Genomic DNA, 25,912 nt, shown 5'->3' on the forward strand with positions numbered 1-25,912 from the left:
CAGGTTTCTAGAGGGCGGGCGGAGCCGACTCAGGGCTGGACCCCGAAACGAACTCCGGGGTGAACCCCTCGGCCGGAATCTCGCTCAGCCAGGCGCGGCGCAGCGGCAGTTGCAGGGTGCGGGTGTCGGCCTCCACGTCGACGGGACGGGGCAGCCGCACCTCGAACCGGGCGCCGGTCCCCGTGGGCCGGTCCATGATCTCCACGGTGCCGCGGTGCAGGGCGATCTGCTGGGCCACCAGGGTCAGCCCCAGCCCCGAGCCCGGGCTGTCCGTGCGCCGGTGGAACCGCTGGAAGACCTGCTGACGCTCTTCCGGCGCGATGCCCGGACCCTCGTCGTCCACAGTGAGCACGGCGACCGGTTCCGCCGGTGAGCCGCCCGGCCGCAGCACCGCCTCGACCCGGGCCGGTACGCCCGGCCGGCTCCCGTGGACCACCGCGTTGCGGAGCAGGTTCTCCACCGCCATCCGCAGCCCCGGCTCCCAGGCGCTCAGCCGTAGCCCGGGGGTGATGTGCACGGTCAGCCCGACGCCGGGGTGGTGCCGTTGCACCTCGTCCACCGTCACGGCGACCAGCTCGGAGAGGTCCACCGGACCGAAGGCGCCGGCCTCCACCAGGTCGCCCTGGGTGAGCGCCCGGAGTGCGGTCAGCGTGTCCATCAGCCGCTGCTGTCCGGCGTGCAGGTCGTCCAGGACCTCGGCACGGTCGGCGGGGTCGAGGTCCGGGTGGTCGGCGAGGATGTCCAGATTCGTCTGCATACCCATCAACGGGGTGCGCAGTTCGTGCGAGGCGGTCGCGGAGAAGGCCCGCGCGGTGGCCAGCGCTTCCTGGGTCCGCGCTGCCTGCTCGTCGTACCGGGTCAGCACGGTCTGGAGGGTGCGGGCCAGGTCGTCCACCTCGGTGATCCGCGACCGGGTGTGGTCGAGACGGGCCGTGCTGGTGCGGGGGTCCAGCCCGCCGGCCCGGCGTTGAAGCCGGCGCAGCGGCCGGGTGGCGCGTCCGGCGATGGCCAGGGAGAGCAGCCCGGTCAGTGGTGCGGTGATCAGCGCCACCAGGACGACGCGCCGCTGTACGGTGTCGATCTTGCCGCTCCCGGCCGATCCGCGGGAGAACACCCACAGCGTGCCGTGCGGCTTCCGGGCGCTCGAACCGCGCACCTCCACCGACAGCGCGCGCCACGCTTTCCCGTGGGACCGGACGGTCACCGGGGCGGAGGCGGCGTCCGGCAGGGCCACGGTCCCGGCGGGCTGGGGGCCGGCCTGGGCCACCACCCGGTACGCCGGCCGTACGGGCGTGGCAGCCTGCCCGGCCGTGGTTGCCTGGCCCTGGCTCGCGTTCTTCCCGCGCGAGGTCCCGTTCTGCCCACCCGTGGCGGTGCCCTGCCCGCCAATGGTGGTGTGCCGGCCGCCGGTGGCCGCGTCCCCGCCGCCGTTACCGGGCATCCCTGCCTTGTCCGCGGCCGTGAGGAGCCGCACCCCGACGTCGAGGCCCGCGTCGAGCAGCCGCCGCTCCTGGTTCGCCGCCTTCCGCGGCTGTCCCTTGTCCTCGGTCCGCAGCAGCCCCCTGGCCAGCGGCAGCAGCACCGCGGCCCGCTCCCGCAGATGGGCGTCCTGCTCGGCGTGCACGTCATGGGTGACCAGGCGCAGGAGCAGCAGCCCCGAGCCCAGGACCAGCAGGGGCATGGCGATGCCCATCGCGAGGGCGATCCGGGTCGAGAGCCTCATCGTGCGGACCCCTTCCGGCTGTCCGTCCATCCGTCCGCCCGGCTTTCCGTCCGCCCGGTCGTCCGCCCGGTCGTCCGCTCGTCCGCCCGCAGGACGAAGCCGACGCCGCGGACCGTATGGACCAGGCGCGGTCGCCCGTCGGCCTCCAGCTTGCGCCGGAGGTAGCTCACAAAGGTGTCGACGGCATCGGTGCGGACGGCGAAGTCGTATCCCCACACCCGGTCCAGCAACTGGTCACGGGTGAGCACCACCCCCGCGTTGCGGGCGAGCACCTCCAGCAGCTCGAACTCCCGCCGGGTGAGCCGGACCGGCGCCCCCTGGTACGTCACCTCGCGGGCCGCCGTGTCGAGGACGAGGTCACCTATCTGCACCTCGTCCCTGCCCCCGGGCGGACGGCGGCGCAACAGGGCCTCCAGCCGCAGCACCAGTTCCTTGAGCGCGAACGGCTTGACCAGGTAGTCGTCGGCCCCGGCCTGCAACCCCGCGACCCGGTCCTCCAGTTCGTCCAGCGCGGACAGCATCAGTACCGGCACCTCATCCCCGTTGGCGCGCAGGGTGCGGCAGATGTCGGTGCCGCTGAGGCCCGGCAGGGAGACGTCCAGGACGACCACGTCCGGGGGACGCTCCGTCAGTTCTGCAAGGGCCGTCGGACCGTCCTCGGCGAGCGCCACGGTGAACCCGTTGAGCCGGAGGCCGCGCCCGAGGGAACGCAGGATCATCGCGTCGTCATCGACGACCAGGACTCGGTCCGGGCGCTTCGCCGCGCACATTCCAGGCTCCGCCTTCGTCTCAGCGGGCGGCTCATCCGCTCGCCCCGCAGTTGTTGCAGCACCATCGGCCGTCCGGCCCCTGGATCACAGAGCTACCGCATCGTGTGCAGTTCACTGTCGACGCCGTCCCGGTTCACTGACCCACCCACCGACGGCACGCCCTGCAAGGTAGCCGCGGCGCGACCGTAGAGCGCAATCTTGTGGGTTCTCTGTGGCTGTTCCGGTACGCACGCCCGAAGTACGGCGGGGCACGTACGGGCCGGGTAGGCGCCGGCCGGCGCCGGCCGGCCTCGGGCTGTCGTCGTCGGCCGATGTCCTGCTGCCGATGAGGTGCGCGCCCTCGCGGAAATCGGGCCGCGAGCCGGTGCACCCCTCCCTGCACACCACCCAATGGGCCCCGTACACGCCACGGATTCAGTGTGCTCTGGGTCCCAGACCGGCCCGTGCTCCGAGTGGGGTGGGGCTTTCCGTGGTTGCGGTAGTTGAGGGGGCTGGCTCTGCGGCTGCGGGGTCTGTGGCGGCGGGGGTGCCGTCAGGGTCTGCGTTGAGCTCCGTCCGCAGCTGCTTGCTGAAGCCGAAGAAGTAGGTGGCGAGGAAGCCGACGAGGTAGCCGACGGCCAGGCCCAGGGCGTAGACGACGAGGGTGGTGGCGAGCGGTTGGTTGCCCTTGACCAGGGGGAACAGGGCCCAGCCGGAGGGGCCGATGGCGGTGGAGCCGACGGCGTCGCCGAGTTGGTTGAAGAGGCCGACGAAGGCGCCACCGGCTGCGCCGCCCAGGCAGGCGGTGATGAAGGGGCGGCCCAGGGGGAGCGAGACGCCGTAGATCAGGGGCTCGCCGACGCCCAGGAAGCCTGCGGGGAGGGCGGACTTGATGGTTCGGCGGATCGAGCGGTTGTGGGGGAGGCGGAGGTAGACGGCGATCGCGGCGCCGACCTGACCCGCGCCGGCCATGGCGAGGATCGGGAGCAGGACGGTGTAGCCCTGCTGCTCGATGAGGGTGGTGTGCAGCGGGATGAGGGCCTGGTGGAGGCCCAGCATGACGAGGGGGAGGAACAGGCCGCCCAGGACGAGGCCGGCGAATGCCCCGCCGTGGGCCAGCAGCCAGTTGGCGCCGGTGCCGATGGCGGTGGCGACCTCGCCCGCGGCGTACATCAGGCCGAAGAGGGTGACCAGGCCCGTGACCAGGACCGTAACGGTGGGGGTGACCAGGACGTCCAGTGCCTCGGGGACGGCCTTGCGGCACCGCTTCTCCACCTGGACGGCGAGCAGCGCCGCGGCCAGTGCGCCGAGCACCCCGCCCTGGCCGGGGGAGAGGTGCTGGCCGAAGGCGGTGATGTGGGTGACGCCGGGGAAGACGATGACGGCGGCGACCGCGCCGCCGAGAATCGGGGTGCCGCCGAATTCCTTGGCGGTGTTGTAGCCGACGAAGACGGCGATGAGGGACATGAAGCCGGAGGCCATGGCGGCGAGGGCGGGGACGACGGACGGCAGCTGACCGAGGTTGGTCAGCAGACCGTTGATGCCGGCGATGATGCCGCAGCCGATCAGGGCCGGGATCAGCGGGACGAAGATATTGGCGATCCGGCGGAGGAACAGCCTCACAGGGGTGGCGTTCCGCGACTTCTGCCGGGCCTTGAGGGCGGCGCCCTGGGCGGCCAGTTCGTCGGCGGTGGTGGCGGCGGTGGTGGTGGCGGTGGTGGGGGCGTCGGAGGCGGGGGCACCAGCGGTCGCGGCTGGTGTCGGGGCCGGGGGCGCCCCGGCAGGGGCCGTGGCCGGTGCGGGTGCGGCGGCCTCTGGTTCCGGGGTTGGTGGGGTGTCGCGGGACTGTGCCACGAGGCGCTCGAATTCCGGGGTGACCCGGGCGACCGTCCCGGGGCCCAGCACGATCTGGTACGTGTCGTCCTCGACCACACCCATGACCGCCGGCAGGGCCTTGAGGGCCTCGTCCTGGACCAGGGAGCGGTCCTGGATGCCGAGGCGCAGCCGGGTCATGCACTGGGCGATGGAGGTGAGGTTTCCGGCGCCGCCGACGAGAGGGAGGAGCGCGGCAGCGATGGCGCGGTTCTTGTCTTCGGGCATATGCGGTGCCTTGCTGTGCGGACGAACGACTTGCTGTGCGGAAACGAGGGGACGGGGTCGGGGGCTCGTACGGGCCGGACGGGCGGGGTAGTAGTGGGTCTCAGTGGTCCTTGGCGGCCTGGAGGGCGGCGCGGAGATGGCCGTCGGCGGCGTCGAGGAGGCGGCCGGCGGCGGGGGCGTCGACTCCGCCGAGGAGGGTGAGGATGGCGTTCTTCACCTCGCCGTCCGTGCTGCGCAGCGCCGTCTCGATCTCCTGGTCGGAAGCGCCGGTGGCGAGCGCGACGATACGGCGCGAGCGGGCCCGCAGCTTCTCGTTGGAGGCGCGGACATCGACCATCAGATTCCCGTAGGTCTTGCCCAGCCGGATCATGGTGATGGTCGAGAGCATATTGAGCACCAGCTTCTGGGCGGTGCCCGCCTTGAGCCGGGTGGAGCCGGTCAGCAGCTCGGGACCGACCACGACCTCGATGCCGTGCTCCGCGGCCGCGGCCAGCGCCGAATCGGAGTTGCAGGACAGGCCGATGGTCAGCGCGCCCAGGGCGCGGGCATGCTCGACGGCCCCGATCGCGTAGGGCGTCCGGCCGGACGCCGAGATGCCGACGACGGTGTCCAGGTCGGTCAGGCCGATCGCACTCAGATCCTCGATCGCGAACTTCGTGCTGTCCTCGGCACCCTCGACGGCGGCGACCATCGCGGACGGGCCGCCCGCGATCAGCCCGAGCACCTCGGACGGGTCGGTGTTGAAGGTCGGCGGGCACTCGCTGGCGTCCAGCACCCCGAGGCGGCCGGCCGTGCCGGCGCCGGCGTAGATCAGCCGGCCGCCGCGGGACATCCGGGCGGCGGTGGCGTCGATAGCGGCGGCGATCTCCGGGAGCCGCCGGGCGACGGCGGCGGGGACCGTGGCGTCCTCGTCGTTCATCGTGCGGGCGATGTCCAGGGTGGGGCGGCGGTCGATCTCGGCGAGCTCGGGCCGGTACGCCTCGGTGGTGAGGGTGTCCAACTGGGCGCGCAGATGGGCGTGGTCGGCGGGGGAGGTCATGGCGTGGCGACTCTCTTCGGTCGGGCTCGTGGGGGGCCGTGGTTTTTCGGCTGTCCCGCCGCCGGGTGCCGTCGTGCCCACCCGTGCCGTCCCGGCGGCACGGGGCCCACAACGGCGGGGCGGTGCGAGGTCAGCGCTGGTGGTTGCGCGGCGAGTGGCGGTGGGCGAGGGCCTCGTACGAGGCGGACAGCGCGGGGGCCGCGGTCTCGTACGTACGCTGCGCGACGCCTATGAACAGGCAGTCCACGACCAGCAGCTGACTCGTCCGGGACGACATCGCGGCCGGGCGCAGCTCGCTCTCGCGGGCCGTGGACGTGGTCAGGATGTGGTCGGCATACGAGGCGATCTCGCCGTCCGGGCGGCCGGTGATGGCGATCGTCGTCGCGCCGTGGTCGAAAGCCACCCGCAAGGGCTCTATGACATCGGTGGTCCGCCCGGAATGCGTGATGGCGAGGGCGACATCGCCGGTGCGCATCTGCACGGCGTTCGTCACGGCCAGATGCGGGTCCGCGTGCGCATGCGCGATCAGGCCGATGCGCAGCAGCTTCTGGACGAGGTCCTGGCCGACGAGGTTGGAGGCCCCTATGCCGTACACATCGATACGGCGGGCACCGGCGAGCGCGGCGACGGCGGCTTCGAGCTGGGTGACGTCCAGCGCGGCGGCGGTGTCGGCCAGGCACTGCTGCTCTTCCTGCGCCAGCTTCGCGACGACGTCGACGAGGGAGTCGTCGACCGCTATGTCGGCGGTCACCGCGGGCGCGCCGCCGGCCGCCTGCTGCGCGGCGAGCGCGGCGAGGGCGAGGCGCAGATCGCGATAGCCCGGGTAGCCGAGCAGCCGGGAGGTCCGCACGACGGTGGCCTCGCTGGTGCCCGTGCGCTCCGCGAGGCCGGTGACGGTGAGGGCGGCGCAGCCGGCCGGGTCGCTCGCGACGGTCTCGGCGACCCGCTGCATGGAGCGGGTCATCGTCGGCGCGAGGGTGCGGACCTTGGCGGCCAGCGCCGCGGGGACGGGTGGGGCCGGGGCCGGTCGGGTCTCGACGGCCACGTCCTTGAAAGTTTCCTTCACGCTACTGCTCACGCTTGAAAAGTAATTTCATCGACCGCTCGGCGTCAATACCCTCTGTGAGTGCTGTGGACAGAGCGAGAGGCCGCGGCTTGGGCTGTGGACAACTCCGCGGGGCGGACGGCGGCCGGGAGACAATGGGGGGCATGGAGATGGAACAGGCATTGCACGCCGCGCGGGCGCTGGTGCTCGCCGACCTGATGGCGGACAAGGTGGCCGACGCCGACATCGTCTCGCTCGTGGAAGATGCGGTCGTCCACCGCCGGTGGTGGGTGGAGCAATGGCCTGAAGGCGCGGCATTCGTCGCAGGACTCATAGCGCAGGACGTTCAGGACGCCCTCCTGGACCGCTACGGCCGCTGGCCGCTGTGCCCCGTGTGCACGGAGTCGGGGGATCCCCATGCACTCGACGTCGAACCGGAGTTGGGCACCGATCCGCACTGGGTCTGCCCCAAGACAGCTGTCGCGGTGGCCCGGGTCGGCCGGCTCGGCACCCCGATGGAAGGCTGAGGTGGTTGATGGTGCGGCGGGCTGACGTGGCGATCCGGCCGGAGCGCTGAGGTGGCGATCTATATCGATCCGCCCACCTGGCCGGGCCACGGCCGGATGTGGTCGCATCTGGTCAGCGACCACTCCTTCGACGAACTGCACGCCTTCGCGGCGCGGCTCGGCGCGCCCCGGCGGGCGTTCGAACGCGACCACTACGACCTGCCGGCGGAGCGGTACGGCGACGCGGTGCGCGCCGGCGCCGTCGAGATCGGCTCCAAGGAGCTGGTACGCCGGCTGACCGCGGCCGGTCTGCGCCGCCCCAAGCACCGGCCGGCACCCCGTACGGCCCGCCGCGGCGCGTCGTAGCGGCGGCCCGGCGGCGGGCCCCCGCACGATGGGCCTGACCGTGCGCCGCACCGAAAGGGGACAGCCATGCCAGCCAGCGAAGGCGGACAACCGGCCACCGACCTCGACCCGAACTACAGCAGCGCGGACGCCACGGCGACCGCCTGGCCCGCGGCCGTCGGCGGAATGACCGAGGCCGAGATCTTCTGGCTCACCACCGTCCGGCCCGACGGCCGCCCGCATGTCACCCCGCTGCTCGCCGTCTGGGCGGACGACGCGCTGCACTTCTGCACCGGCCCCGAGGAACGCAAGGCCAAGAACCTCGCCACCAACACGCACTGTGTGCTGACGACCTCGACGGCCGGCGGCAACGACCTGCACGCGGGGCTCGACGTGGTCGTCGAGGGCGAGGCGGTGCCGGTGCACGACGAGCCCACGCTGCGCCGGCTGGCCGATCTCTACGGCGAGAAGTACGGCAGCGACTGGCACTTCGACGTCCGCGACGGTGCGTTCTACGGGGAGGGCAACCGGGCCGTGGTCTTCCGGGTCGAGCCGGTCACGGCCTTCGGGTTCGGGCGGGGCGAGACCTATAGCCAGACGCGATGGACGTTCAACGGCGGGGCCTGAACGCTCGGCCCCGGCGCGTGCGCCGGCCGGGACGCCGGCGATGTTGGCGATGCTCAGGCCGCCCACCATCACGGCCATCGCGCGGGCCTGCGCGGTCACCGGCACCAGCGAGACGGCGGGTTTGCCGGTGGCTGTTCGCCGTTCGCCTACGGCGGGTGGGTGGCGGGTCGGAGGGGACGCCCGGTACCCCGTCCTCGGCGCGGGCGGCCCTGGTCCCAGAGGTAAGGCACCCCGGCGTTTGCTCCAGTCCTGCGGGCGGGGCACCGGACATCCCCTCCGACCACCGTCCGTACGCGGCTGACCCGCCGTACGGATCACCGTTACGGCAAGGCAGCGGCACCCCTTGGCAGGCACCTGGTCCGGCCACGCCCCGCAGCTTGGGCGCGGGCCGAGCCGGGCTGTAAGGCGCGGTGCCACCGTCCGGCAGTCGGCAACGGGGGACGGTCGGAGGGGATGTACCGGGGCCCGCCCGCAGGACCGGAGCAAACGCCGGGGCGCTCAATCGCTCGTAGCCGCGTCGCCCGCGCCGAGGACGGGTCCCGGTGCGTCCCCTCCGGCCCCCGCGGCAACCACAGAGCCCGCAGCGGCGCCAGCCGCAACGGCGCCAGCCGCAACGGCGCCGCACCAAACGACGTACGGCGACAAAACAGGGGCGCGGGGAACTGCGCGCCCAGCCACAACCGCACCCGCAGCCAAAAACGAGACCCGCCAAGGCCAGCCCCCCTACGCCCCCCGCAACAGATCCAGCTCCGTGGCGAGATTGCGTCGAGCAGTGTGTTCCCAGAGGTCGTACCCGCGAGGGGTGCGGAAGAGGCGGGGGAGGGCGAGGAGTTGGGTCAGGACGGCGGAGCGGCCCGCGGTGAAGTCGGGGTCGGGGACGAACGCGTACTCGGCGCGAACCGCAGCGGCGTAGGCGGCGTACTGGTCGGGGGACCCGGCGAGCACCGCGAGGTCCGCGTCGCAGAGCACCTCGCCGTCGGGGTCGTCCGGCGCCGGGTCATGGGTGACCGTGAGCCGCACCAGGCGGGCGACCTCGGCCGTGCGGGCCGCGCCGATGCCCAGCTCGGGCAGTGCCCGCTCGGCGAGAGCCGCGCTGCGCTCCTCGTTCTCGGAGCGGTCCGGGCGGTAGACCGCATCGTGGAACCAGGCTGCCAACTGGACGGTGGGCAAGTCATCCGCGTGCTCGGCCAGTTCGTCGATGCGCAGCAGGACCGCGGCCAAGTGGTCGACGGTGTGGTAGCGGCGTTGCGGTTCGCGCCAGCGGGACAGGAGGTTGTCCGCGTACGGGGCCGGGTCGGGGGCCGTGGAGTTCTTGGTGCCGCGGGCCGCGGTGACGGTGTCGGCCCAGCGCTGCCGCAGCTCCGGCGCCGGGTCGGTGGTGTCTGCCGTACGGGGCACGGGGTTCATGCCAGCCATTGTGCCCCGCACCCGGCGAAATCCGGGGCGGAGGCTGAGGTCCGGTCAGGTTTGCGGACGGCCGCGGCGCGTGCAGAAGGGGGCGGCGGTCGTCCCGGGGGCTTCAGGTGGTCGGCGGGCGGGCGGGCGGTCGCGCGCGTGGGGGTGAGGCGTATGGGCGGATTCCGGGCGTGCCGGTCAGGGGCTGGTGTCCGGAGGGCCGGGGGGCCCGTACTCTGGGATATTGGACTAGACCTGTTAGGGGTTCCGTCCGTCCCGTCATGTCGTCGCGAAGGATTGGGTCATATGAGCAAGCGCGCGCTGCTGGAGGTGATCGCGCTCGGCCCGCAGGACGCGGTCGCCGCCGAGGCCGGCGGGGCCGATCGGCTGGAGCTGGTGACGGACATGGCGGCCGACGGGCTCACCCCGCCCCGGGCCACGTTCGCGGCGATCCGGGCGGCCGTCGGCCTTCCCCTACGGGTGATGCTGCGGGCCACCGACGGCTTCGCGGCGGGCGAGGTGGCGGCGCTGTGCGAGGAGGCCGCGGCGCTGCGGGCGGAGGGCGCCGAGGAGTTCGTCCTCGGATTCCTCACGCCGGACGGGCGGCCGGATCTGGCGGCCGTGACGGCGCTGGCCGAGGTGATCGACGGCTGCCGGTGGACCTTCCACCGGGCCATCGACCGGGCCGCCGACCGGGACGCGCTGCGCAAGGAGCTGGCCGGGGCGGCCGGCGCCACGGGGCTCGACACCTATCTGACGGCCGGGTCCGCGCAGGGCGTCGACCGGGGGCTGCCGACGCTGCTCGCCGAGCAGGCGCGTACGGCGGCGGGCGAGCCCGGGTACGCGCCGCGGATCCTGGTAGGCGGCGGCCTGGGGCTCGGCCATCTGCCGGCGTTGCGGGCGGCCGGTCTCGACGCGTTCCACATCGGGGGCGCCGCCCGCCCCGCCGGCTGGTCGGCCCCGGTGGAGGCGGCGGCGGTACGGGAGTGGCGGGAGGCGCTGGATCTGCCCGTCGCCCAGCGGGTCTGAGGGGGCCGCGGCAACTTAGGCAGTCGCGGCAACTGAGACAAAGGGGCAGTGTTTCCTCGCCAAGGTCGCCTGGCCCCTTGACCGCCTGACGCCGAAAAGTCGCGTCAGGCGCCGTGCCCTCGGCGGTTGCCCGCAGGGACCCTCAGCGGTCGGCCAGTTGTTGCGGCAGGGCCGCCGCATGGACCACCGTCAGACCGGAGACCGCACGGGTCAGACAGACGTACAGGCGGCGCAGGCCGGTCCGTTCGTCCGGTTCGCCGTCGACGATCGCGGCGGGCTCGTCCAGGACCACGTAGTCGTACTCCAGGCCCTTGGCGAGGGTGGCGGGCACCAGTGTCAGCCGGGCCTCGGCCGAGGTCTCCTCGCCGGGGGCCAGGCAGGTCACGCCCGCCGCCTCCAGGGCCGAGCGGAGCTCCGGGATCCGGGCCTCCGCGGCGATCAGGCCGATCGAGCCCTCCTTCGCGAGGGCGTCGTCGCAGGCCGTGAGGGTGGCGGCGGTCAGGCCGGCCGGGTCGACCGGACGGATCGTGAAGTCGCCCGCCGACTCACGGATCGAGGTGGCCTCCGTCAGGTCGGGGGCGATGGCGGGCAGCAGCCGGGACGCATAGGCGATGACCTCGCGCGGCACGCGGAAGCCCTGGGTGAGCTCCTCGACGGCCGAACCGGGCTTGCCCAGGTGGGTCAGCGCCTCCTCCCAGGTGTTGGTCGCCCAGGGGGTGGTGCCCTGGGCGATGTCGCCGAGGATGGTCGCGGAGCCGGTCGTGCAGCGGCGGCCGACCGCGCGGTACTGCATGGGGGAGAGGTCCTGGGCCTCGTCGAGGACCACATGGCCCAGCGACGGGGTGCGGGCGATCAGGTCCGTCGCCTCGTCGATCAACACCGCGTCCGCGGCGGACCACTTGGCGCTCTTCACGCTGCGGGCCGGTTTGGTCCACAGGATCGTCTTCTGCTCCTCCGGGGTCAGAATCCCCTCGGCCTGCTCGGCGAGGAAGTCGGCGTCGCCCAGCAGCCGCAGCACCAGCTTCGCCGGATCGACCGGCGGCCAGACCGCCTTGACCGCGGCCTTCACGGCGGCGTTACGGGCCACCGCGTCCTGCACCCGGTCGTCCGGGGCCTCGCCCGACTGCTCCATCCGCACCAGCACGGCATGGGCGATCCGCTGCGGAAGGGCCTCGCGGGCCGCGCCGTAGCGGATCTCGCGGTCCCGCAACTCCTGGACGATCTCTTCGAGTTCATAGGCGGGTACGCGCCAGCGGCGGGAGCCGCGGACGACCACGCAGGGCTCCTGCGGCGGGGTGATGTGCGAGCGGACCGCCCGCCGCAGCACCTCCGCCATCCGTGCGTCGCCCTTGACCGTCGCGGCGGCCGCCTCGTCCGTACCGCGTACCTCCACATGCCCGACCAGGTCGTCGACCGTGGCCTGCTTGACCTCCAGCTCGCCGAGGGCCGGCAGCACCTGCTCGATGTAGTGGAGGAAGGAGCGGTTGGGGCCGATGACGAGGGTGCCGGCGCGGGCCAGCCGCTCGCGGTGCGCGTACAGCAGATACGCGACACGGTGCAGGCCCACCGCTGTCTTTCCGGTGCCTGGCGCGCCCTGGACGCAGACCGAGCCGCCGATGCCGGCCCGCACGATCTCGTCCTGCTCCGGCTGGATGGTGGCGACGATGTCCCGCATGGGGCCGACACGCGGCCGCTCGATCTCGGACTGGAGGAGGGCGCTGGTCCGGTCGGCCTCGGCCGGGTCGGTGAGATGTTCGTCCTCGTAGGCGGTCAACTTGCCGGCCGTGTAACCGAAGCGGCGGCGCAGCTTGAGGTCCATCGGGTCCTTCTTGGAGGCCCGGTAGAACGGCTGGGAGACGGGTGCGCGCCAGTCGATGACCATGGGGTCGCCGTCGGCGTCGTGCACGTGCCGCCGGCCGATGTAGAAGTTCTCTCCGGAGGCCCCCTCGGCGAGGTCGAGGCCGGGGGCGTGGAGGTAGTCGAGGCGGCCGAAGAAGAGCGGGGTGTGCGAGAGGTCGGCGAGCGCCTTGATCCGGGCGTCGATCTCGCCCTGGAGGGCCTCGGCGTTGACCCAGTTCGCGGTGACATCGGCGATGTTCAGCGCCTCGGCGTCGGCCCGCATCGCGCGCAGGGCGGAGCGGGAGGCCGCGAGGTGGGCCTTTTCGCGCAGGAGCGGGTCGTCGGATGCCGGCGGGGAGCTTTCGGTGCGCGGATCCGTGGTCGGGTGGGGGGCGTGCGAGGGCACGGCGTTGCCTCCGTGGCGGGTACGTCGGCGGGCGCGCGCCGGTCGAGCGCGGGCGCGGCGGGCCGGTGTCGGTGCACAGCGCAGGTCCTGCGTGTGCGGGTCAGCGGCGTGAAGCGAAGGGCCGGCCGGTTTCCGACCGGTCGGCGGCACTCCTCGACGGGAGGCAGGCAGACGCGCGATTGTAGTCAGCTGCTGACAGGGGCGCCAACGGATTTACGACGGGCCGCGGCGGTCTCCGGCGCGACGGCGGCATCGGTCTCCCGTAGGGGGCGGGGTGGGTCTGAAGACGGACATCCGGCCCACAGGGATGGACCTATGGACCGATGTGCTGCAATCGCGTGAATTCCATCATGGAGTCATGAGCAGCGCAGCGATTCCTCCAGGTCCTGTCCACCCCGTCTCCCTCCACCCGGCGAAGGGCGCCACGGCCCTCGGTGTCGACGCCGGGCGCGAACCGGCGGAGACCCACGAGCACCGCTATGTCGTGGGCAACGCCCTCCGCGCGATCAAGGTCTTCGCCTCGGCCGCCTTCAGCGTCGTCGTCATGGGCGAGTACGCGGACGGCTGATGCCCCGGCCCGCCACATGCAGCCGAGCGCGTGCCCCGGCCGCCCTTGGCCGTCCGCACCGCGCACAATACGGGCAAGAAGCCGCATCACACGCGTGCCGCCCAGGCATGCACAGATCATGCACACCACACGCGCGATCGGGCGCGCGAAGCCGGCCCCCGCGTCGACATCCGGATGACCGGAAACCGTAACGGACGGTCGGCCTCGATCCACTAGCGTCACCGCGGTAGGCGCGCTCAGGGCAACGGGGAGGGATCAGCGGGTGTCTGCCGCCGAGGGGACATGGACGTGGAGACGCACCTGGGCGCAGAGCACCGCCCATCCCGGCCGGCTGGCGCTCGCCACGGCGCTGCTTCTGGCGTCCTTCGCCGGACTCTGGGTGCTGTACCAGGTCCAGCCGCTGCCGATGTCCGATATAGCGGTCTACCGGGCCGAGGGTGAGGCCGCCGCCACCGGCGGTGATCTCTACGGCTTCACGGTCACCAAGTGGGCACTTCCGGCCACCTATCCGCCCTTCGCCGCGCTGCTCTTCATACCGACCACCTGGCTCTCGCTCGGCACGCTCAAGGTCGTCTGCGTGCTGGTCAACGCCGCGCTGCTCGCGCTGCTGATCCACCTCTCCTGCAAGGCCGCCGGCCTGCGCAGGGCCGCCCACACCGCGCCCTTCCTCCTGACCGCCACCGCGCTCGGCCTCTGGCTGGAGCCGGTCTTCCAGACCTTCGTCTTCGGGCAGGTCAACCTCGCGCTGACCTGCCTGGTCCTGTGGGACCTCTCCCGTCCGGACGGCGCCCGCTTCAAGGGGTTCGCCACCGGTATCGCGGCCGGCATCAAGCTCACCCCCGCACTCTTCGCCGTCTACCTGCTCGTCACCGGCCGGGTGAAGGCCGCATGCACCGCGCTCGCCGGGTTCCTGTGCTCGGTGCTGGTGGGCTGGCTGGTCCTGCCCGATGCCAGCATCGAGTTCTGGACCCGGCGGATGTTCGAGACCGGCCGGGTCGGCAAGGTCTGGATCGTCGACAACCAGTCCCTCCAGGGCCTGATCACCCGGGTGCTGCACCAGCCCGAGCCCGGCCTCCTCTGGGCGGTGCCGGCGCTGCTCGCCGCGGCCGCCGGGCTCTGGGCCGCCCGCCGGGTCTTCCTGCGCCGCGGCCTGGACGGCTGGGGTGTGCTGTGTACGGCCGTCACGGCGCTGCTGGTTTCGCCGATCAGCTGGTCCCACCACTGGGTCTGGTGTGTGCCGCTGCTGATCGCGCTCGCCGCCCGCACCCGCCGCGACCCGTGGCGCAGGGCGCTGCTGGCCGCCGTCACCCTCGCCTTCGCCGCCCGCACGATGTGGATCGTCCCGCACACCGGCGACCTCGATCTGCGGATCCCCTGGTGGCAGCAGCCGTTCGCGTCCCCGTATCCCCTGCTCGGGCTGGCCCTGCTGGCGGCGGTGTTCTGGTGGACCCGGCGGCCGCCGGCGGCTCCGGGCGGCGGCCTCCCGTCGCCGCGCACCGCACAGGAACCGGCGGCCAGCCGGTCCCCGGCGGTCTGAGCCCGGCGGCCGCCCGGCTCAGCGGCCGTCCGCGGCTCAGCGGCCGTCCGGCTCAGACGTCCTCGTCGGCCGCCAGCAGCTCGTCCGCGTCCACGATCCGGTACGCGTACCCCTGCTCGGCCAGGAAGCGCTGGCGGTGCGCCGCGAAGTCCTGGTCGATGGTGTCGCGCGCGACGACCGAATAGAACCGCGCCTCGTGCCCGTCCGCCTTGGGGCGCAGCACCCGGCCCAGCCGCTGGGCCTCCTCCTGGCGGGAGCCGAAGGTGCCGGACACCTGGATGGCGACCGTCGCCTCCGGGAGGTCGACGGAGAAGTTCGCGACCTTGGAGACCACGAGCACCGAGATCTCGCCCTGACGGAAGGCGTCGAAGAGCTTCTCGCGCTGGGCGTTGGTGGTCTCGCCCTTGATCACCGGCGCGTCCAGATGCTCGCCGAGCTCGTCGAGCTGGTCGATGTACTGGCCGATGACCAGCGTCTGCTCGCCCTGGTGCCGGCGGACCAGCGCCTCGGTCACGTACTGCTTGCTGGCCGTCGTGGCACAGAAGCGGTACTTCTCCTCGGTCTCGGCCGTGGCGTACGCCAGCCGCTCCGACTCGGTCAGATTGACCCGGACCTCGACACAGTCCGCGGGGGCGATATAGCCCTGGGCCTCGATCTCCTTCCACGGGGCGTCGAACCGCTTGGGCCCGATGAGGGAGAAGACATCCGACTCCCGGCCGTCCTCGCGGACCAGCGTCGCGGTCAGCCCGAGCCGCCGCCTGGCCTGAAGATCGGCGGTGAACTTGAAGACCGGGGCGGGCAGCAGATGCACCTCGTCGTAGACGATCAGGCCCCAGTCCCGGGAGTCGAAGAGCTCCAGATGCGGGTAGACGCCCTTCCGCTTGGTCGTCAGCACCTGGTAGGTGGCGATGGTGACCGGCCGGATCTCCTTCCTCGTCCCGCTGTACTCACCGATCTCGTCCTCGCTCAGCGAGGTCCGCCGGACCAGCTCGTGCTTCCACTGCCGGGCCGAGACCGTGTTCGTCACGAGGATCAGCGTGGTCGCCTTGGCCTGCGCCATCGCGCCCGCCCCGACCAGCGTCTTGCCCGCACCGCAGGGCAGCACGACCACACCCGAGCCGCCGTGCCAGAAGCCCTCCACGGCCTGCTGCTGGTACGGCCGCAGCGCCCAGCCGTCCTCGCGCAGCTCGATGGGGTGCGCCTCACCGTCGACGTAACCGGCCAGGTCCTCGGCCGGCCAGCCCAGCTTCAGCAGCGTCTGCTTGATCTGCCCGCGCTCCGACGGGTGCACCACGACCGAGTCCTGATCCAGCCGCGCCCCGACCAGCGGCTGCACCTTCTTCGACCGCAGGATCTCCTCCAGCACCGGGCGGTCGGTGCTGGTCAGCACCAGACCGTGCGCGGGGTGCTTGACCAGCGTCAGCCGCCCGTAGCGGGACATCGTCTCGGCGATGTCGACGAGCAGCGCATGCGGCACCGGATACCGCGAGAACTGCACCAGCGCGTCCACGACCTGCTCGGCGTCGTGCCCGGCGGCCCGCGCGTTCCACAGTCCCAGCGGCGTCACCCGGTAGGTATGGATGTGCTCGGGCGCCCGCTCCAGCTCGGCAAAGGGCGCGATGGCCCGCCGGCAGGCGTCCGCCAGCTCGTGGTCCACCTCCAGCAGCAGCGTTTTGTCGCTCTGGACGATGAGGGGTCCGTTCACACGCCTCGCCTTTCGCTTCCGGCCGCCGGGACCGGCCCGCAGCCCCCGGCCGTTGATCACGACCGCGGACATCGACCGCACATACGGCCAAACGTCCAGTGTGCCGCATCGCCGCGGCGGCCGTCAGCGATGGATGCCGGGCCCCTGTGCGGCAAGGAGGGCCCGCCAGGTGTCGCGGTCGGCGACGCCGGTCACGGGGAGCGCCCGGTCGCGCTGGAAAGTTTCCAGGGAGCGGGTGGTGGAGGGGGTGAAGAGGCCGGTGATGTCGGTGGCGGTGCCGCTGTTGTCGAGCAGGTACTGGAGGGCCACGACCGCCTGCTGCGGGGCGTGCCGGGAATCGATCCGGACGATCAGATGCGACCAGGTCCGCGGGCCGACCTTGCCGTCCGCGAGCAGACCGTGGGCGGCCTGGAACGTCTTCACCGCGGCCGCCGTCCGGACCCCGAAATCGCCATCGGCCTCGACGGCATGACCGTGGGCCCGGAGCAGGTACTGGACGGCACGGGCCTTCCACAGCAGATCGCCCTTGCGGGCCAGCGGCCAGCCGGTGGCCGTAGTGCCCGCCGGGGCGGCCACCGCGGCGACCGGGGGGCCGCCCTGGCCGGCGCGGTGCGCGAGCACGCCCCAGCCGAGGCCGATCCCGCCGCCGAGGGTGAGCACGCCCAGGAACGCGAGGGCGGCGCGGGCGGCGGCCGTGCGGCGGGGCACGGGGGCCGCCGGGACCGGAGCGGGGGGAGGGGCGGAGACCGGGCCGGGGCACTGTGGCCCGGCGGACGGGTCCTGGGGGCTCGCGGCCGGGGCATCGGGGCCGTCCGCCGGGGCGGGGCCGGCCGGGCGGGGTGACTTACGGGCCGCTCCGGCCGCGGCGGCCTCGGCCAGCGCGCGGGCCCGGGGAAGGTCGGCGGCCGGTGCGCGCAGCACCGTGTGGAGGAGTTCGACGGTCTTGAGCGGCGCGGTGGAGGGGTGCCGGGGGTTGAGATAGCGGGAGAGGGTCGTCTGGTCGATGCCCAGACGACCGGCCAGCGACTGCTGGGTGGGCTTCGGCCGGCCGTCCCGCGCCGACAACTCCCACCACGTCCTGAGCAGTTCCGCCAGCGCACGGACCGCGTCCCGGTCCGGTGCGGTGGGTCCCGTCATGCTTCCCCCGGGCGTCCGAATGTCCTCAAGCTGTCGCGCTCGGCCGCTCACTGCTGCATAAGCGCAGGTCAGCACGGTGCATCGGGTTGCTGCATCGATGCATGAGCCGAAGCCCGGCAGATCGTAGTGAAGTCCCCTGCCGCTGTTGCATCGTTGAGGGGCGCCGCCGGTCGGGCCGCGCACCCTCCGCTCCGTTCCCGCCCCTTACCCAGGGGTGCGCCGGCCTGCGCGAATGCGGAAGCGGAGGGGTTCAACGCACCTGCTCAGCAAGGAAACGAGGCAGCGGACCGTGCCCCTGACATCACCCTTTCGGGGAGGTACCGCCCTTGCCCGTCCCGCGGCCGGGACCGTGCCCGCCGCCTCGGCGACGGCCGGGCCGACCGCAACCGCCCTCATTCACCCTCACCTGACAAGGAGTCACTCATGTCCGTACGCACCCTCGCCCCGCGCCTGATTGCCGGGGCCGCCGCCCTCGCCGCCTTCATGGGCACCGCGGCCACCCCCTCCGCCACCGCCGCCCCCGGCCGGGCCGCGCTGGCGCGGCAGATCCTGGCCACGAAGGGCATCGCGCCGGCCACCGGCCACGCCGGCGGCAGCCACGCCGCGTCCACCGCCCGGCAGAACCTCGTCGACACCGCCCACGGCAGGGGCGCGCTCACCAGCCGCTGGAGCGACCGGCCGAACCGCCGGGTCGCCCTGGACGCCCGGATGCTCAACGGGATGCTGAAGCTGCGGACCCAGTACGGCTACCGGATCGCGGTCTCCGAGATCGTCGGCGGCGACCACAGCAGCCGCTCCCGCCACTACGCCGGGCTCGCCTTCGACATCAACTACATCAACGGCCGGCACGTCGGCAGCGGCGCCCCGCACCGCAATCTGATGGCCGCCTGCCGGAAGCTCGGCGCCACGGAGGTCCTCGGGCCGGGGAGCGCCGGACACGCCACCCACGTCCACTGCGGCTGGCCCCGCTGACCGCGCCGCGGCTCGTCGGATCCCCGCCGGTGCCCGGCCGTCCGGAAAGGGCGGCCGGGCACCGGACTGCCCGCCGACCGCTCAGACCGAGTCGTCAGCCAGTTCCGCCACGCCGGTGATGCGGTGCAGCGGGTACGTACGGACCTCGTCGGAGGTGTGGTCGTACGCCGTCACAAAGCCGCCCTCGACCCGTACGGGCGCGATGACACGCTGGCTGGCGGCGCCGTCGGCGTTGACATAGCCGATCCAGAGCGCGGAGTTGGTCAGCACCGCGGCCTGCATCGTGGCGAGGGTCTCGGCGGAGGTGGTGCGGGGGAAGGCGCCGGGCGCCGGGGCGGGGGCCTGGACCGGTTTGCGTTCCGCGGTGGCCGCAAGGTCGCCGGCGCGGATGGCGCGGACCGCCGCCGAGAGCAGGGTGGCGTCGGGGGACGGCGGGCCGTCCGGGACCGGGGCGGGGGCGGTGCGCGGCGGGGTCCGGTAGGAGTCGGCGCGGGCGATCAGGACGTCACCGGCGGCCGACTCGGCGGCCGGGGCGTAGCCCATCGCCCGGAGGCCGTCGAGGAGTTGGTCGGGGGAGGTCTGGGCGGCGAGCACGGTCGGGGCGAGCCGGCGCAGCCGGAGGGGGGCGGCGCGGCGGTCCGCGAGGATCTCGGCGAGCAGCGCGTCGTCGTCGCAGCGGACATAGGCGGCGGCCGCGCCGATCCGCAGCTGCCCGTGCCTACGGGCCACGTCGTCGATGAGGTAGGCGAGCGGCTGGGGGACCGGGGTGCGGGAGTGGGCGGCGAGGAACTCCTGGAGCTCGGCGGCGGAGCGGCCGGCGTCCAGGGCGCGGCGTACCGAGCCGGGGGTGAAGCGGTAGACCGTCGCGCCGCCCTTGGACTCGATGTCGGCGAGCACGCCGAGCGCCTCGGCGAGCGGGCGGTGCAGCGGGCCGGGCGCGACCGCGGTCAGGTCCGCCTGGAGGAGCACATGATCGACCGGCTCGGGGAGGAGCGGGGCGAGCAGGGCGGCGGCGCGGGTCGCGGCGGCGGTGGTCTCGGCGGGGGTGGGGGCGGCGCCGTCCGACGGGCTGTCGATCAGGGTGCGGCCGTGGGCGGAGAGCGCGCCGCGGCCGGTCACGCCGAGCAACTCGGCCTCGGTCAGGGTCCATTGGGCGAGCCGTGAGCGGAGGTCGTCGGCGGGGTCGGGGCCGGGCGCGGCCGTGCCACCGTCGCCGGCCGGCAGCTGTCCCGCGGCCGGTGCGCCGCTGCGCAGCGGCCGCTCCCACCGCAGCCGGGCCAGTACAGCCGTCGCCGGGACGGCGGTGCCCGGCGGCAGCGCGGCGAGCAGGGTGAGGGCGCGGCGGCGGACCTCGGGGGCGGGGGAGCGGTCGAGGTGCGGGCCGAGGGCGGCGAGCGCGCGGCCCTTGGCATCGGCGGTGCCGACGGTCCCGGGGGCGCGGGTCGCGGCGAGCCAGCCGGCCGCCAGCGCCGCCCAGCGCGCGTGGTCGGGCAGCTGGAGCCACTCCTCGGCGGCCGGGGTGGCCGCGAACCGCTCATCGGCCTCGCCGTCGGAGGCGATCAGCCCGGCCGCGTAAGCGAGTTCGAGCCAGAAGGCGGCGAGCTGCTCGGTGGTGTCCAGGGCGGTGGCGGTCCGCTTGAGGTCGCGGACGCTCATCCCGCCGGCGCGCAGGACGGCCGGCCCGCCCAGGTCCCACTCCTTGAGCAGCTCCTCGATGGTCGCGAGCGCGGTGAACGCCTGGCTCGCCGCGGCGTTGTCCACAAGCTGTGGATCACGTTCCGTGGCGGGCGCGAGCGCGGGCGGCACCGGCTCGGGGGTGTGATGGGCGCAGCCGCCCCGCAGATGCAGCGCCGCTTCCCGCGGCAGCACGACATTCCGGGCCCCCGCCGGGATCAGCAGGCCCCGGTCCAGCAGCCATTGCAGATGCGGGGCCGGGCGGTCGGTGACCGCGCCGTAGGGCGGCCCCCACAGCAGCTTGTCGAGGACGGCGACGGATTCGGCGGGCGCGGTGTCCAGCAGCGCCGCCATCCGGGCCCGGTCGGCGAACAGCGTGGTGAGCGCGGCGACCGCGGTGACCGGATCGTGGGTGGTGGGCAGCCCGGCCGCGGCGATGATCTCTTGGAGCCGCCCCGGCGACATCCCCGCCATGGCCTCGGCGACGGTCGGGCCCAGGCCGGTCGGCGACGGGTGCGCGGGACTCGGCGTGAGCAGCTCACGGGCCGTCCGCACCAGCCGCAGCCGGTCGTCCGGGCCCCACACCAGTGCCTGCGCGCGCAGCTCGGCCACCGCCCGGGGCAGCTCGGCGGCGACGGCCGGGTCCCCGGCGTCCCCGCCCATCAGCGCGCCCAGCGTGTCGTACGGGCACGGGTCGGGCGCCACCGCCAGCGCCTCGGCGGTCTGGAGCACGAACCGGTCGAGCCGCTCCACGGCGCGGACCACCGACGCCCGCGTCCCGGCCCGGGTCGCGAGCTGGGTGACATCGCCCGGCACCGGATTGAGCAGGTCGGGCCGTGCCCGCAGCAGCCCGGCGAGCCCGCGGTCGGTGCGGGTCCTGAGCTCCTCGGCGAGGGTGCGGGGTGTACCGGTCATTCGTCCTACGTTAGCGGGGCCGGGGAAGACGGGGGAGCGCCCGGCCACCCCGGTCCGCCCCGATCCGTGAGACACCCGCTGCGCCGCCCCCGGGCCGCCTCCGGCCCGGCCGCCGGCCGAAGCGGTACCGTCGGAGCAGCAACCAGCGGACGCCGCAGGGGATTTCGTGGGGATCGAGAGTGATCAGCTCGTCTTTGACTATCTGAGCCGGGTCGGCGACCTGGCCCAGCAGCGGGGGCTGCCCGCCGCCACCCGGATGCGGCTGGTGACCGGGCTCCGGGCCGAGATCGACGGCGGTCAGGCCGGTTCGGTGCCCGGGGTGAAGCGGCTGCTGGCCCGCCTCGGGACGCCGGAGGCGGTGGTCGCGGCGGCCGGGAGCGCGGACGACCGGGTGCCGGGTGCCGCCTGGAGCGGCTCGGCGACGCGGCCGGAGCCGGGTGCCGGGACCGCCGCGGGCGACGGGCCCGCCGTGCCTCTCGGCCCGCGGCCCGCCGAGCCGCCCCGGCGGTGGAGCGGCGCCCGCGGCAAACTCAGCGGCCTGGCCGCACGCAGCGGACTGACGGGCAAGGCGGCCGGCAGCGGCGAGGCCCCCACGGGCGGCGCGGTCCCCGCACCGCGCGACGGGGCACCGGACCCCGCGCCGGCCGTCGGCCTGCCCCCGCATCTGGCCGGCGCCGACGAGCTGGGCGACGCCGAGGACGCACCGGACTGGTGGCGGGTCGAGCCGGCGCCGTTCGGGCCGGGCGAGACCGTGCCCGGATTCGTCGGCGGCATCGAGATCCCGGAGATGTGGGACCGGCCCGAGGACGAGCGCCCGCTGTCGCTGACGAAGGACGGCGCGGCCGGGGCCGACGCGGGCGGCGGGCCGGCCGCGGACGAGGGCGGACCGGCGGAACGCCCGCTGCCCCGGATGCTGCGGCGCGCGCTGGGCCGCCGGCGCACCGCCCCCGAGCCCCTGGTCGAGGCCGAGGCCGGGGAAGAGGTCGTGGCGGCGCGGGCCCCGCTCAGCCCCGTTCTGACGCTGGCGGTGCTGCTGCTGGTGGCCGGTGCGGCCCTGGGGTCGTGGCTCGCGCTGGCGGGCGGCTGGGGGCTCGCCTACGTCTCCCAGCGGCTGACCCGCGCCGAGGCCAAGTTCGCGGCGCTCGGGGTACCGGGCACCGTCGTCGGCGGCCTGGTGGTGTGGCTGTGGGGCCGGTTCGACGGGCGGTGGGGCGAGCCCCTCGCCCAGGGCCGGCTGGGCGAGGAAATGCTGGCCGGGCTGCCGGTGATGGCGCGGGTGGCGGCCGTCGCCTCGGCGCTGTTCCTGGTGTGGCGGATGCGGCGGACTCCGCGGTGAACGGGCGCTGGGCCGGATGACCGGGCGCGGTGTACCGGGCCGGATGACCGGCGCGGCGCCGCAGGCACAATGGCAGGCATGGCTGCACACACCCTGACGGTCGGCTTCGACCTCGATATGACGCTGATCGACTCCCGCCCCGGCATCAGGGCCGCCTATCACGAGCTGTCCGCCCGGACCGGCACCTTCGTCGACGCCGACCTCGCCGTCAGCCGGCTGGGGCCTCCGCTGGAGGAGGAGATCAGCCGGTGGTTCCCCGAGGAGCGGGTGGCGGAGATCGCCGACCTCTACCGGTCGCTGTATCCGGAGTTCGCGGTCGCGGCGACGCCCGCCCTGCCCGGCGCCCGGGAGGCGATCGACGCGGTGCACCGGGCGGGCGGCCAGGCGATCGTGGTGACGGCCAAGTACGAACCCAACGCCAAGCTGCACCTGGAGCACCTCGGGCTCGGCGTGGACGCCCTCTTCGGCTCCCTGTGGGCGGCGGACAAGGCCGAGGCGCTGGACAAGCACCAGGCGCAGGTCTACGTCGGCGACCACATCGGTGACGTCGTCGGGGCGCACACCGCCGGCGCGCTGTCCGTCGCGGTCGCCACCGGCCCGTGCGACGCCACGGAACTGCGCGCGGCCGGCGCCGAGGTGGTGCTCGGCGACCTCACGGAGTTTCCGTCCTGGCTGGCGCGCTATGTGGCGGAAGGGGCGGACGGGGGCGAAGCCGCCGCCATCTGACGGCGCTGCGCGAGCACGGAACGGATCACTCCGGCCGCCGCCACGAGAAACCCGGCGCCCATCAGCATGCACACGCCGTAGAAGACGGACGGCAGCGGATCGGTTCCCAGGAACAGCGGGGCCACCGTGGCGAGAGTGGCCGCTGCGCCAACTAGGAACATGATCGCGCCGATTCGGACCAGCAGATCCCCGGCAAGGGGCGTTTCGTCAGACACCTGACCAGGGTAAGTCCGGGCCAGAAGCACGGAGGATCCACCCGGCGGCGTCTTGTCACCGGCCTTGGGACCATTAGCCTTGGGGTGGCGGGTCCTGCGGCCCGCTGCATTGCTCTCCAGACCTCTTCACCCCGGCCTCGCCCGGGCGGAGAGGAAGCCAGCCCGCAGATTCCGCAGTAGACCCGGCCCAGTTATTTTCCAACGAGTACGAGGACGAGGACAGACGTGCCTACCGGCAAGGTCAAGTGGTTCAACAGTGAGAAGGGCTTCGGCTTTCTCTCCCGCGATGACGGCGGTGACGTCTTCGTGCACTCGTCGGTGCTGCCCGACGGCGTAGCCGCACTCAAGCCTGGCCAGCGCGTCGAATTCGGCGTGGTCGCGGGCCAGCGCGGCGACCAGGCGCTGACCGTGACACTGCTCGACCCCGCCCCCTCGGTGGCCGCGGCGCAGCGCCGCAAGCCCGACGAACTCGCCTCGATCGTCCAGGACCTCACCACGCTCCTGGAGAACGTCACCCAGCAGCTCGAACGGGGCCGTTACCCGGACAAGGTCCACGGCGCCAAGATCGCCGGCATGCTGCGCGCCGTCGCCGACCAGCTGGACGTCTGACGCGCCCGGCCGCGGACCGGCGCACCCCGCCCGCACCCGCGGCCGTCCCACCCGGCATCTCTCACACAAAGCTCAGCGCATCGCGGCCGAGGGGCGGAACGAGCCCCTCGGCCGCGGCGCGGGTGAGCAGCCCGCGCACCGCGGCATAGCCGTCCTCGCCGAGGTCGGCGGTGAACTCATTGACGTACAGCCCGATGTGCTGGTCGGCGACCTTCGGGTCCATCTCCTGCGCGTGCTCCAGGACATACGGCCGGGAGGCCGCCGGATCGTCCCAGGCCATCAGGACCGAACTCCGGATCGCCGCCGCGAGATCGCGCAACGTCCGCTCGCCCAGCGACCGCTTGGCGATGATCGCGCCGAGCGGGATCGGCAGCCCGGTGGTGTGCTCCCAGTGCTCGCCCATGTCGGCCAGGCAGAACAGGCCGTAGTTCTGGTACGTGAAGCGCGCCTCGTGAATGACCAGGCCCGCATCGACCTTGCCGTCGCGCACGGCCGGCATGATCTCGTGGAACGGCAGCACCACGATCTCCCCGACGCCGCCCGGCACCTCGGCCGCCGCCCACAGCCGGAACAGCAGATACGCGGTGGACCGCTCACTGGGCACCGCGACCGTCTTGCCCGCCAGGTCCGCCGCCGCGCCCTGCTCCCGCGTCAGCACCAGCGGCCCGCAGCCGCGCCCCAGCGCCCCGCCGCAGGGCAGCAGCGCATAGTCCTGGAGCACCCACGGCAGCACCGCGTACGACACCTTCAGCACATCGAACTCCCCGCGCTCGGCCATGCCGTTGGTGAGGTCGATATCGGCGAAGGTGACCGCCAGCTCCGGCGCGTCCGGGACGCGGCCGTGCGCCAGCGCGTCGAAGACGAAGGTGTCGTTCGGGCACGGCGAGTACGCGATGTTCAGCGGCCGGGTCACGGGGTCCTCCTCAAGGACGTGGGGGTCCCCCCGGCGCGCGCGAAGCCGAGCGTGGGGGAGGTTCCGGAGCCGGTCCGGCGGCGGCTGTGAGGGCTCCGGGAAGCGTACGGAAGGCGCCGGTCAGCGCGGCGAGGGCGTCCCCGATGCGCCAGGCGGCGCGGTCGCGGGGGCCGACGGCATTGGAGACCGCGCGGATCTCCAGCACCGCCACCCCGTGGGCGGCGGCCGCCTCGGCGACCCCGAACCCCTCCATCGCCTCGGCCAGCACCCCCGGGTGACGTTCCGCCAGCTCGGCGGCGCGGGCCGCGCTGCCGGTGACCGTCGAGACCGTGACGACGGGGCCGGCCGGCGCACCGGCCGCCGCCGCGACGGTCCGCACCAGTGCCGGGTCGGGGCGGTGCGCGACCGTGCCGAAGCCGAGTTCGGTGACCGGGGTGAAGCCGTCGGGGGTCTCCGCGCCGAGGTCGGCCGCGACGATCGCGTCCGCGACCACCACCGACCCCAGCGGCGCGCCGGACGTCCCGTGCGCGGGGGCGAAGCCGCCGCCGATACCGGCCGAGACGACCAGGTCGTACGGCTGCCCGGCGAGCGCGGCGGCGGTCAGCGCGGTGGCCGTGCCCGCGGCCGCGGCGGCCGGACCGACGCCGGCGGCCAGCACGTCGAGCGCCACCGGAAGCCCGGCGGCCCGCCGCAGCTCCTGCCCGCCGGGCAGTGTCACCGCCGCGCAGGACCCCGCCGCGGCACACACCGCGTCACGCTCGGCGGCCACCGCCGTGACGACCAGGACCCGACTCATGCGGCC

Annotated in this window: 23 protein-coding genes; 10 read left to right on the plus strand and 13 right to left on the minus strand. The window is 73.8% G+C overall.

Translation table 11 applies throughout. The features are described 5' to 3' along the window. Nucleotides 1-7: 7 nt before the first annotated feature. The 5 genes from AC3EUV_RS05750 to AC3EUV_RS05770 form a co-directional block, all read right to left on the minus strand. Nucleotides 8-1,723, minus strand: a complete 1,716-nt coding sequence (locus AC3EUV_RS05750) for a sensor histidine kinase (protein WP_435602320.1) — start codon at nt 1,721-1,723, stop codon at nt 8-10. Further along, nucleotides 1,720-2,493 (minus strand): response regulator transcription factor, encoded by a 774-nt coding sequence (locus AC3EUV_RS05755; protein ID WP_432143578.1) that lies wholly within the window; start codon nt 2,491-2,493, stop codon nt 1,720-1,722. The genes AC3EUV_RS05750 and AC3EUV_RS05755 overlap by 4 nt, the downstream gene beginning before the upstream one ends. 414 nt (nt 2,494-2,907) lie before the next feature. Then, nucleotides 2,908-4,572, minus strand: a complete 1,665-nt coding sequence (locus AC3EUV_RS05760; RefSeq protein ID WP_435602322.1) for a PTS transporter subunit EIIC — start codon at nt 4,570-4,572, stop codon at nt 2,908-2,910. Between the two features lie 100 nt (nt 4,573-4,672). Further along, nucleotides 4,673-5,611 (minus strand): N-acetylmuramic acid 6-phosphate etherase, encoded by a 939-nt coding sequence (gene murQ / locus AC3EUV_RS05765; RefSeq protein ID WP_432143576.1) that lies wholly within the window; start codon nt 5,609-5,611, stop codon nt 4,673-4,675. A 130-nt stretch (nt 5,612-5,741) separates the two neighbouring features. Further along, a complete protein-coding gene (locus AC3EUV_RS05770) occupies nt 5,742-6,689 on the minus strand; it encodes a MurR/RpiR family transcriptional regulator (protein ID WP_432143575.1) in 948 nt (315 codons plus the stop codon). A 131-nt stretch (nt 6,690-6,820) separates the two neighbouring features. Between AC3EUV_RS05770 and AC3EUV_RS05775 the strand changes: the two genes are divergently transcribed. From AC3EUV_RS05775 to AC3EUV_RS05785, 3 genes are all read left to right on the plus strand, one after another. Continuing rightward, a complete protein-coding gene (locus tag AC3EUV_RS05775) occupies nt 6,821-7,183 on the plus strand; it encodes a hypothetical protein (RefSeq protein ID WP_085926290.1) in 363 nt (120 codons plus the stop codon). A 51-nt stretch (nt 7,184-7,234) separates the two neighbouring features. After that, nucleotides 7,235-7,528 (plus strand): DUF4031 domain-containing protein, encoded by a 294-nt coding sequence (locus tag AC3EUV_RS05780; protein WP_387249756.1) that lies wholly within the window; start codon nt 7,235-7,237, stop codon nt 7,526-7,528. A 66-nt stretch (nt 7,529-7,594) separates the two neighbouring features. Continuing rightward, complete coding sequence (locus tag AC3EUV_RS05785; RefSeq protein ID WP_432143574.1) at nt 7,595-8,134, plus strand: pyridoxamine 5'-phosphate oxidase family protein; 540 nt, start codon at nt 7,595-7,597, stop codon at nt 8,132-8,134. A 723-nt stretch (nt 8,135-8,857) separates the two neighbouring features. Here the strand turns inward: AC3EUV_RS05785 and AC3EUV_RS05790 are convergent. Then, a complete protein-coding gene (locus AC3EUV_RS05790) occupies nt 8,858-9,541 on the minus strand; it encodes an HD domain-containing protein (protein ID WP_432143573.1) in 684 nt (227 codons plus the stop codon). Nucleotides 9,542-9,835: 294 nt separating this feature from the next. Between AC3EUV_RS05790 and AC3EUV_RS05795 the strand changes: the two genes are divergently transcribed. Further along, on the plus strand, nt 9,836-10,558 hold the full coding sequence (locus AC3EUV_RS05795; protein ID WP_432143572.1) for a copper homeostasis protein CutC: 723 nt from the start codon (nt 9,836-9,838) through the stop codon (nt 10,556-10,558). Between the two features lie 142 nt (nt 10,559-10,700). Here AC3EUV_RS05795 and AC3EUV_RS05800 read toward each other — a convergent pair whose 3' ends face one another. Next, nucleotides 10,701-12,803, minus strand: coding sequence for a HelD family protein (locus tag AC3EUV_RS05800; RefSeq protein ID WP_435602323.1), 2,103 nt, complete (start codon nt 12,801-12,803; stop codon nt 10,701-10,703). Nucleotides 12,804-13,161: 358 nt separating this feature from the next. On the opposite strand from AC3EUV_RS05800, the gene AC3EUV_RS05805 reads away from it, so the two are divergent. Together AC3EUV_RS05805 and AC3EUV_RS05810 are read left to right on the plus strand one after the other, a co-directional pair. Beyond that, the gene (locus AC3EUV_RS05805; protein WP_435602324.1) at nt 13,162-13,371 is read left to right on the plus strand and encodes a hypothetical protein; all 210 of its coding nucleotides are present in this window, start codon (nt 13,162-13,164) and stop codon (nt 13,369-13,371) included. Nucleotides 13,372-13,633: 262 nt separating this feature from the next. After that, complete coding sequence (locus AC3EUV_RS05810) at nt 13,634-14,908, plus strand: glycosyltransferase 87 family protein (RefSeq protein ID WP_432143569.1); 1,275 nt, start codon at nt 13,634-13,636, stop codon at nt 14,906-14,908. A 52-nt stretch (nt 14,909-14,960) separates the two neighbouring features. Here AC3EUV_RS05810 and AC3EUV_RS05815 read toward each other — a convergent pair whose 3' ends face one another. Together AC3EUV_RS05815 and AC3EUV_RS05820 are read right to left on the minus strand one after the other, a co-directional pair. Further along, the gene (locus AC3EUV_RS05815) at nt 14,961-16,613 is read right to left on the minus strand and encodes a DNA repair helicase XPB (protein WP_432143568.1); all 1,653 of its coding nucleotides are present in this window, start codon (nt 16,611-16,613) and stop codon (nt 14,961-14,963) included. A 123-nt stretch (nt 16,614-16,736) separates the two neighbouring features. Then, nucleotides 16,737-17,750: a peptidoglycan-binding protein gene (locus AC3EUV_RS05820; protein ID WP_432143567.1), complete on the minus strand. Its 1,014-nt coding sequence runs from the start codon at nt 17,748-17,750 to the stop codon at nt 16,737-16,739. Between the two features lie 423 nt (nt 17,751-18,173). Between AC3EUV_RS05820 and AC3EUV_RS05825 the strand changes: the two genes are divergently transcribed. Beyond that, complete coding sequence (locus AC3EUV_RS05825) at nt 18,174-18,722, plus strand: hypothetical protein (RefSeq protein ID WP_432143566.1); 549 nt, start codon at nt 18,174-18,176, stop codon at nt 18,720-18,722. An 81-nt stretch (nt 18,723-18,803) separates the two neighbouring features. On the opposite strand, the gene AC3EUV_RS05830 is transcribed toward AC3EUV_RS05825, so the two are convergent. Continuing rightward, a complete protein-coding gene (locus tag AC3EUV_RS05830) occupies nt 18,804-21,311 on the minus strand; it encodes a helicase-associated domain-containing protein (protein ID WP_432143565.1) in 2,508 nt (835 codons plus the stop codon). Nucleotides 21,312-21,477: 166 nt separating this feature from the next. On the opposite strand from AC3EUV_RS05830, the gene AC3EUV_RS05835 reads away from it, so the two are divergent. After that, nucleotides 21,478-22,647, plus strand: a complete 1,170-nt coding sequence (locus AC3EUV_RS05835) for a hypothetical protein (RefSeq protein ID WP_435602325.1) — start codon at nt 21,478-21,480, stop codon at nt 22,645-22,647. A gap of 78 nt (nt 22,648-22,725) precedes the next feature. After that, nucleotides 22,726-23,373 (plus strand): HAD family hydrolase, encoded by a 648-nt coding sequence (locus AC3EUV_RS05840; RefSeq protein ID WP_432143563.1) that lies wholly within the window; start codon nt 22,726-22,728, stop codon nt 23,371-23,373. Here the strand turns inward: AC3EUV_RS05840 and AC3EUV_RS05845 are convergent. Beyond that, nucleotides 23,328-23,588: a hypothetical protein gene (locus AC3EUV_RS05845; RefSeq protein WP_432143562.1), complete on the minus strand. Its 261-nt coding sequence runs from the start codon at nt 23,586-23,588 to the stop codon at nt 23,328-23,330. The genes AC3EUV_RS05840 and AC3EUV_RS05845 overlap by 46 nt on opposite strands. 225 nt (nt 23,589-23,813) lie before the next feature. On the opposite strand from AC3EUV_RS05845, the gene AC3EUV_RS05850 reads away from it, so the two are divergent. Beyond that, nucleotides 23,814-24,197, plus strand: a complete 384-nt coding sequence (locus AC3EUV_RS05850) for a cold-shock protein (RefSeq protein WP_018089689.1) — start codon at nt 23,814-23,816, stop codon at nt 24,195-24,197. A 61-nt stretch (nt 24,198-24,258) separates the two neighbouring features. Here the strand turns inward: AC3EUV_RS05850 and AC3EUV_RS05855 are convergent, their stop codons facing one another. Continuing rightward, nucleotides 24,259-25,110 carry a 1,4-dihydroxy-6-naphtoate synthase gene (locus AC3EUV_RS05855; RefSeq protein WP_432143561.1) on the minus strand — a complete coding sequence of 284 codons (852 nt, stop codon included), beginning with the start codon at nt 25,108-25,110 and terminating at the stop codon, nt 24,259-24,261. A gap of 10 nt (nt 25,111-25,120) precedes the next feature. Beyond that, nucleotides 25,121-25,906 carry a futalosine hydrolase gene (locus AC3EUV_RS05860; protein WP_432143560.1) on the minus strand — a complete coding sequence of 262 codons (786 nt, stop codon included), beginning with the start codon at nt 25,904-25,906 and terminating at the stop codon, nt 25,121-25,123. Between the last annotated feature and the right edge of the window lie 6 nt (nt 25,907-25,912).

This window comes from Streptomyces sp. bgisy130, assembly GCF_057708345.1.

Excerpts from the sequence above, each read along its gene's own strand:
- AC3EUV_RS05825 (WP_432143566.1), top strand. The coding sequence starts at position 18,174 with ATGTCCGTACGCACCCTCGCCCCGCGCCTGATTGCCGGGGCCGCCGCC.
- AC3EUV_RS05795 (WP_432143572.1), top strand. The coding sequence starts at position 9,836 with ATGAGCAAGCGCGCGCTGCTGGAGGTGATCGCGCTCGGCCCGCAGGAC.
- AC3EUV_RS05805 (WP_435602324.1), top strand. The coding sequence starts at position 13,162 with ATGAGCAGCGCAGCGATTCCTCCAGGTCCTGTCCACCCCGTCTCCCTC.
- AC3EUV_RS05775 (WP_085926290.1), top strand. The coding sequence starts at position 6,821 with ATGGAGATGGAACAGGCATTGCACGCCGCGCGGGCGCTGGTGCTCGCC.
- AC3EUV_RS05755 (WP_432143578.1), bottom strand. The coding sequence starts at position 2,493 with ATGTGCGCGGCGAAGCGCCCGGACCGAGTCCTGGTCGTCGATGACGAC.
- AC3EUV_RS05840 (WP_432143563.1), top strand. The coding sequence starts at position 22,726 with ATGGCTGCACACACCCTGACGGTCGGCTTCGACCTCGATATGACGCTG.
- murQ (WP_432143576.1), bottom strand. The coding sequence starts at position 5,611 with ATGACCTCCCCCGCCGACCACGCCCATCTGCGCGCCCAGTTGGACACC.
- AC3EUV_RS05750 (WP_435602320.1), bottom strand. The coding sequence starts at position 1,723 with ATGAGGCTCTCGACCCGGATCGCCCTCGCGATGGGCATCGCCATGCCC.
- AC3EUV_RS05760 (WP_435602322.1), bottom strand. The coding sequence starts at position 4,572 with ATGCCCGAAGACAAGAACCGCGCCATCGCTGCCGCGCTCCTCCCTCTC.
- AC3EUV_RS05820 (WP_432143567.1), bottom strand. The coding sequence starts at position 17,750 with ATGACGGGACCCACCGCACCGGACCGGGACGCGGTCCGTGCGCTGGCG.
- AC3EUV_RS05790 (WP_432143573.1), bottom strand. The coding sequence starts at position 9,541 with ATGAACCCCGTGCCCCGTACGGCAGACACCACCGACCCGGCGCCGGAG.
- AC3EUV_RS05830 (WP_432143565.1), bottom strand. The coding sequence starts at position 21,311 with ATGACCGGTACACCCCGCACCCTCGCCGAGGAGCTCAGGACCCGCACC.
- AC3EUV_RS05860 (WP_432143560.1), bottom strand. The coding sequence starts at position 25,906 with ATGAGTCGGGTCCTGGTCGTCACGGCGGTGGCCGCCGAGCGTGACGCG.
- AC3EUV_RS05785 (WP_432143574.1), top strand. The coding sequence starts at position 7,595 with ATGCCAGCCAGCGAAGGCGGACAACCGGCCACCGACCTCGACCCGAAC.